Raw genomic sequence first — 5,384 nt, 5'->3', positions numbered from 1 at the left:
AAGCCGACGCCGCTTCGCGGCGCGGCTTAACTCAGGTGTTAGCGCCCACACCGGGAAGCAGTCCGGCGCTTGAATGGATTTGTTGCATACAAGTTCTTCTAGCTTGCGTCCGGGTTCGCGGGCTGCATCGCGCATGGCTGAGGCATCACGGCCGTTGTCGTGGCGCTCGTCGGCGTCCGGCTTCGCCACACCATTCCGAGCTTCGCCTTTCGTGCAACACTTTGGCCTCGTGGAGCGGCAGGCTCGTATCCGGGCGTGTGGGCTCTAACAAGTCGTTCAACCCGACGCCGCTTCGCGGCGCGGGTCAACTCTGGTGTTAGGCCCCATGGACCAGACAATCCAGCGTCTTGACCAAGAAGCGGAACGAGCCGTTGCATCGCTGGTCGGCCAGCGAATCCAGGCACTGCTCAGCGAGAGCGCGAGCATCGAGGCCGGAAACTCGCTCGTCGAGGTCCTGTCGGTCTCCATCCAGCTCGGCAAGAAGCGGTTCTTCGTTCTCGAGAGCGATTGGGGTGATACGCCCAAAGAGTGGCTGGACTATCACTGCCTTACTGCCCGCATCGCGGCGCAGCCCAGGGGTATCAAGTACAACCCAAAGCCGCCGAAGAATGGCGGTCATTACAGGTTTGACCACCTCAGCCTGAACCTAGGCGCCGAGGCGGCAGTAGCCACCGTAGAGGTTTTAGAGTCCGTCACTGTCGGTGAGAGCGAATCCGCAATCTACGATGCTGGCCTTGTCATCACGCGTGTCGATGGCTTACGCGTTGCTGTCGTTCGTGCAGATTCCATCCTCGGCGCGCTGTTGATCGCACACTCTCCGGTAGATATTGCCGCAGTCACAAGCGGCCTCAGCGTGCGGTCACGGTATGGGGCCTAACAATTCGTCCAAGCCGACGCCGCTTCGCGGCGCGGCTTAACTCAGGTGTTAGGCCCCACGGAGGTGACAATGCGGTGCTCAGGCTGTGGCAAAGACATTCCGTTCAACGGACAGGTCTGTCCCTATTGTCAGCGTGACAAGTCGGGCGACCAGATGATTCATTCGGTCCTGGTCGTTTTCACCCTGATCGGCGGCGGCGTCGGCTACCTCCTCAACGATTTCATTGGCTTTCTTGTCGGCGCATTTGCCGGTGCCATCATTGGCGGAATACTTGGGGTGGCAGCGTCCTCTAGCGCAAAGTCAAAGCCGCCCGAAGTACGAGTCGCGCCTGACAACAGCGCGGCCGCCGTGCCCACTCAGTCTCGTAGCGCAGCTCGTTTGCTAGAACTCGACGAATTGAAGGCTAAGGGATTGATCTCGGAGGCGGAGTGGTCGGAGAAACGAAATGCGCTGCTGCGAGATCTGTAGCCATAGGGCCTAACAATTCGTCCAAGCCGACGCCGCTTCGCGGCGCGGCTTAACTCAGGTGTTAGGCCGCTCAGGAGAGAACATGGTGACCGGAATGAGGTGTGCCGCCGGCGTAGCCGCCATGCTATCCCTTGCATGGCTTATCCCCTTTATCGCCCGTCAAGCCGGACTGGCACACGGCGTTCCAGACACCGTCGCCGGCCCAGCGGTCTGGATCGTGGCAACCTTCGTCGGCGGGTTTGTGGCCAAGCATCGGTTCGTCCCTTTCGCCGTCCTGGCATGGGCCACAGTCTGGGGTTTGATCCTGTTTACCCTCTACTCCATTGCAGCGCCGCTGGGTCAGGCTTCATTGCCTCGCCTGCTGCAATACAACGCGGTCGCCCTTGCTGCCACGCTAGCCGCGAACATTACGGGTGCGCTGCTTGGCCAGCTTGCGGCACGCTCAGGGTCGCGGCCTAACAATTCGTCCAAGCCGACGCCGCTTCGCGGCGCGGCTTAACTCAGGTGTTAGCGCCCACACCGGGAACAAGTCGGGCGTTTGAATGGTTCTGCCGCGTATGAGTTGCTCTGGCTCACGGCTGGATTCGCGGGCTGCATCGCGCGTCGCTGTCGCATCTGGGCCGTTGTCGTGGCGCTCGCCGGCTTCCGGCTTCGCCGCACCATTCCAAGCATCGCCTTTCGTGCAACACTTTGGCCTCGTCGAGCAGCAGGCCGGTATCCGGGCGTGTGGGCTCTAACAATTCGTCCAAGCCGACGCCGCTTCGCGGCGCGGCTTAACTCAGGTGTTAGACCGCTGATGTTTCGATTAGGCGAACTGGTTGATGGCAACTGGGTGGCTTACCACCATGAGCCGCTCTATGAGCGCGGCGAGCGCTTAATGGCGGGCGTTCCCGAGAGTGATCCCAAGGTCTTTGAGGCCTTGGTCACCTGCATGGCGCCGCCATACTTCCTGCTTTACATACTTCATACCTCGCGGGGCGAGGCGGCGGAGGGGCGGTACCAGAGCTCAACGTTGTCCGCGGACCAAGTCAGAAGCTTTCTGCTGCGGTTCCGGCCGTTCCTGTCTGCGGACGCGCGCTATGACCTCTGGGCGCACTCGCCGGGAGAAGGCGCAACGGTCGTATGGGATCGTCACGATCAAATCTATGCGTATGGGCCGCTGGATCGCTTTGTCGGGGTCTTAGATGCGATGGGCTTCCGCCCAGGCAACCCGAAAGTAGAAGTAATCCACCAACACAACTACCATGCCGAATGCGACCAGATGGCGAAAGAGCTGGTCGAATCCTTCTCATGGTCTTACTCGCCGCTGCGGCCGGAAGATGAGCAGGCAGCGGTCTAACAATTCGTCCAAGCCGACGCCGCTTCGCGGCGCGGCTTAACTCAGGTGTTAGGCCGCATGAAGCTGTCATCGCTCGCAAAGCTCCTCAACGGCGAACTGCCTGCTGCCGAGTACGGCCTCGAGCTCGAGCCGGAATTGGCCATACATACCGCTGCTCTTGCAAAGGGCGGGGCTTCGGCCCCAGTCGTAGTCACAGAAGATGCCGCACTGGAGTTCGGTCGCCCAGAACTAGCCACTCTGTGCAGGCTGTACACGGCGGGTGCGTTATCCGCCGCGCAACTTGCCTACACCGCGGATGCAATCCAGCTCTCCGACCGCGTGCATATCCTGGGGGAGTCGGTCTCGGATGATCTGGCTGCCTGCACGGATCCGGAAATCAATGGTCCACTTTCGCGAGCCGAAGCCTTGGCAATTGCGGGTCGCTAGAATGCGGCCTAACAATTCGTCCAAGCCGACGCCGCTTCGCGGCGCGGCTTAACTCAGGTGTTAGCCCTCAGCGATAAAGGATCGCTCACCGTGCCAAAAGCACCTACACGCGCGAATGTGCCCTCGCTGACCGTCGCAGGCTTCTTAGTCCTCGCGCTGCTTGTCGTCGTAGCAGCCTTCGGAAGCTACGCCTGGGTTTACGCACGCTTTGGCCTAAGCCACGACCCACAAGACTGGGCTACGTTCGGAAACTATGTTGGCGGGGTAGCCAACCCGCTTCTGGCCTTCCTAACAATCGCGCTCCTAGCGGTCACGATCGTCCTGCAGGCCAAACAGCTCGGGATTTCGTCCCGAGAGCTAGAGCTGTCGCGCAGAGAACTCGAACTAACTCGGTCGGAGCTAAAGCGATCTGCTCAGGCTCAGGAACTCTCGGAAAAGGCATTGAAGGCGCAGGCGGAAGCCGCGGCGACTTCCGCCAAGCTGGCAACAATCAATGCGCTCCTGAGCTACTACGCGGGGGAAATTGACCGAAGAAAGGGTATCAACTACCCAGTCGGCGACCCGAATCACATCGCACAGCGAGACGCTTTACGACGCCACCGCCTTTTGGAGCAAAGACTCGAATACTTCTTTGTTGAGCTGCTAGGAACGGAGGATCAAGATGAAATTCAAGATCGGTGATGTAGTGCAGCTGCGAAGTGGCGGCCCGCATATGACTGTTCAGAACATCGGCGAATACGTTGTCGCGAACCCCGGAGTCATGTGCGTGTGGTTTGATGGCAGCAAGAAACTGGAAGATGTTTTCCACCCGGATTCGCTGGAGCTCTACTCACGTGCGGCAGAGGGCTAACAATTCGTCCAAGCCGACGCCGCTTCGCGGCGCGGCTTAACTCAGGTGTTAGGCCCCAGATGAAGCCGTGTAGCTGCCCAGCTTGTAAACAGCCCTTCCCTGCAAGGCTGGTCGACATGCGCGCGCCGATGCGCTGCATCAACTGCGGCGCAAGGCTAACCGTCGTTGCTCGGTCCCGAATCGCTTACGCCGCGCTGCTCATGCTCGGCATTGCGGTATGCATGTACCTCACCGGACTTGCATACGACCACTTGTTTGCGGAACCGGGCGTACATTTTCGCGATCTAGGAAAGGGTCGCGCAACGTTGTGGGTCCTCCCGCTGGCGATGCCGTTCCTGTGGCTCCTTGATCGGTACATGAACCCCAAGATGACCCTCAAGGTAGTGCCGCCAAGTATCGGTCGACCACTCACAGAAGATGAAAAAGCTCAGATTTCTCACTTTGGCATCACCTACAACGATGAGTACTTCAGCTTCGGTGAAGCAGACTTCGACCATTTGACAGAAGCCATCGCGTACGCACAGGCTCACCGCCGCTCGTCGGCTGGGGCCTAACAATTCGTCCAAGCCGACGCCGCTTCGCGGCGCGGCTTAACTCAGGTGTTAGGCGCTTGAAATGACTTCATTGCGGTCGCTGGTTCCAAATGCGGAAACGGTCCTCTCCCTCCATCCGAGTGAGTTGGCGGGCTACGTCCTGGAAGCACTCTTAGCGGCCGGGCAGATGCAGGCCCAGCTCTGGCACCGAGGCAACTTTTGCCGGCATGCCGCGGGAGAGTTCGTCGATCAGCACGGCAACTCGAACTATGCGGTCGCAACTGCCTGTTCCGCCGCGTGGTCATGGCTCGAAGCTAACGGCTTCATCTGCCCAAATCCCCTGCAAAGCAATGACTGGTACCAGCCAACAAGGCGCGCAAGCGAGGTGTCAGATCGGGTCGGGCTCAGGCAGGTTGTCCATAATCAGCAGCTCCCGGCAGAGTTTCTGCATCCGACCCTCTTGGTAAACGCACATCCGCTGTTCTTGCAGTCTCGCTTCGATACCGCAGTGTTTGAGGCGTTCAAAGAGCTTGAGGTTGCGATTCGTACGGCTGCCGGTTTGGGTCATGATCTTCTCGGCACCTCCCTGGCGGCCCGGGCGTTCAATCCGGAGGACGGGCCACTTACGGATTTGGCCGTTGAGAAAGGTGAGCGCGTCGCCCTTATGAATCTCATGGGCGGTTCCATTGGCAGCTACAAGAACCCGTCATCCCACCGGCATGTGGCGCTGTCAGCACCGGAGGCCCGCGAAATGCTCATGCTCGCCTCTCATCTGCTAAAAATCGTTGATCAGCGTGCTGCTCTACGGCAGCGCGCCTAACAATTCGTCCAAGCCGACGCCGCTTCGCGGCGCGGCTTAACTCAGGTGTTAGGCCCCGTAGTGCAGATTTT

At 59.8% G+C, this 5,384-nt stretch carries 10 protein-coding genes; 9 read left to right on the top strand and 1 reads right to left on the bottom strand.

Annotated elements, in window-relative coordinates:
• Positions 1 to 189: hypothetical protein (locus tag FW784_RS14675; protein ID WP_205123624.1), on the bottom strand; the 189-nt coding region annotated here is incomplete at its 3' end.
• Between the two features lie 136 nt (positions 190 to 325).
• Between FW784_RS14675 and FW784_RS12410 the strand changes: the two genes are divergently transcribed.
• The 9 genes from FW784_RS12410 (at position 326) to FW784_RS12370 (ending at position 5,313) form a co-directional block, all read left to right on the top strand.
• Positions 326 to 877 (top strand): hypothetical protein, encoded by a 552-nt coding sequence (locus tag FW784_RS12410; RefSeq protein ID WP_149353650.1) that lies wholly within the window; start codon positions 326 to 328, stop codon positions 875 to 877.
• 153 nt (positions 878 to 1,030) lie between these two features.
• A complete protein-coding gene (locus tag FW784_RS12405; protein WP_149353649.1) occupies positions 1,031 to 1,345 on the top strand; it encodes an SHOCT domain-containing protein in 315 nt (104 codons plus the stop codon).
• 82 nt (positions 1,346 to 1,427) lie between these two features.
• Complete coding sequence (locus tag FW784_RS12400; RefSeq protein ID WP_149353648.1) at positions 1,428 to 1,844, top strand: hypothetical protein; 417 nt, start codon at positions 1,428 to 1,430, stop codon at positions 1,842 to 1,844.
• A gap of 297 nt (positions 1,845 to 2,141) precedes the next feature.
• Positions 2,142 to 2,684 carry a hypothetical protein gene (locus tag FW784_RS12395; RefSeq protein ID WP_149353647.1) on the top strand — a complete coding sequence of 181 codons (543 nt, stop codon included), beginning with the start codon at positions 2,142 to 2,144 and terminating at the stop codon, positions 2,682 to 2,684.
• Positions 2,685 to 2,741: 57 nt separating this feature from the next.
• Positions 2,742 to 3,110 (top strand): hypothetical protein, encoded by a 369-nt coding sequence (locus FW784_RS12390; RefSeq protein WP_149353646.1) that lies wholly within the window; start codon positions 2,742 to 2,744, stop codon positions 3,108 to 3,110.
• Between the two features lie 57 nt (positions 3,111 to 3,167).
• A complete protein-coding gene (locus FW784_RS12385) occupies positions 3,168 to 3,791 on the top strand; it encodes a hypothetical protein (RefSeq protein ID WP_149353645.1) in 624 nt (207 codons plus the stop codon).
• Positions 3,772 to 3,960, top strand: a complete 189-nt coding sequence (locus FW784_RS12380; protein ID WP_149353644.1) for a YodC family protein — start codon at positions 3,772 to 3,774, stop codon at positions 3,958 to 3,960. Before FW784_RS12385 ends, FW784_RS12380 begins: the two co-directional genes overlap by 20 nt.
• A 116-nt stretch (positions 3,961 to 4,076) precedes the next feature.
• On the top strand, positions 4,077 to 4,514 hold the full coding sequence (locus tag FW784_RS12375; protein WP_149353643.1) for a hypothetical protein: 438 nt from the start codon (positions 4,077 to 4,079) through the stop codon (positions 4,512 to 4,514).
• A 61-nt stretch (positions 4,515 to 4,575) separates the two neighbouring features.
• The gene (locus tag FW784_RS12370; protein ID WP_149353642.1) at positions 4,576 to 5,313 is read left to right on the top strand and encodes a TIGR02391 family protein; all 738 of its coding nucleotides are present in this window, start codon (positions 4,576 to 4,578) and stop codon (positions 5,311 to 5,313) included.
• Positions 5,314 to 5,384: the final 71 nt, after the last annotated feature.

It is taken from the genome of Cognatilysobacter lacus (assembly GCF_008274655.1).
GTDB lineage: Bacteria > Pseudomonadota > Gammaproteobacteria > Xanthomonadales > Xanthomonadaceae > Cognatilysobacter > Cognatilysobacter lacus.
The sequence above is the reverse complement of the archived record's forward strand: the minus strand, read 5'-3'. Positions and strand labels throughout refer to the sequence as shown.

Bases quoted from the DNA above. Each gene is read 5' to 3' on its own strand.
- FW784_RS12410 (WP_149353650.1), top strand. From the start codon at position 326: ATGGACCAGACAATCCAGCGTCTTGACCAAGAAGCGGAACGAGCCGTT.
- FW784_RS12405 (WP_149353649.1), top strand. From the start codon at position 1,031: ATGATTCATTCGGTCCTGGTCGTTTTCACCCTGATCGGCGGCGGCGTC.
- FW784_RS12400 (WP_149353648.1), top strand. From the start codon at position 1,428: ATGGTGACCGGAATGAGGTGTGCCGCCGGCGTAGCCGCCATGCTATCC.
- FW784_RS12395 (WP_149353647.1), top strand. From the start codon at position 2,142: ATGTTTCGATTAGGCGAACTGGTTGATGGCAACTGGGTGGCTTACCAC.
- FW784_RS12390 (WP_149353646.1), top strand. From the start codon at position 2,742: ATGAAGCTGTCATCGCTCGCAAAGCTCCTCAACGGCGAACTGCCTGCT.
- FW784_RS12380 (WP_149353644.1), top strand. From the start codon at position 3,772: ATGAAATTCAAGATCGGTGATGTAGTGCAGCTGCGAAGTGGCGGCCCG.
- FW784_RS12375 (WP_149353643.1), top strand. From the start codon at position 4,077: ATGCGCGCGCCGATGCGCTGCATCAACTGCGGCGCAAGGCTAACCGTC.
- FW784_RS12370 (WP_149353642.1), top strand. From the start codon at position 4,576: ATGACTTCATTGCGGTCGCTGGTTCCAAATGCGGAAACGGTCCTCTCC.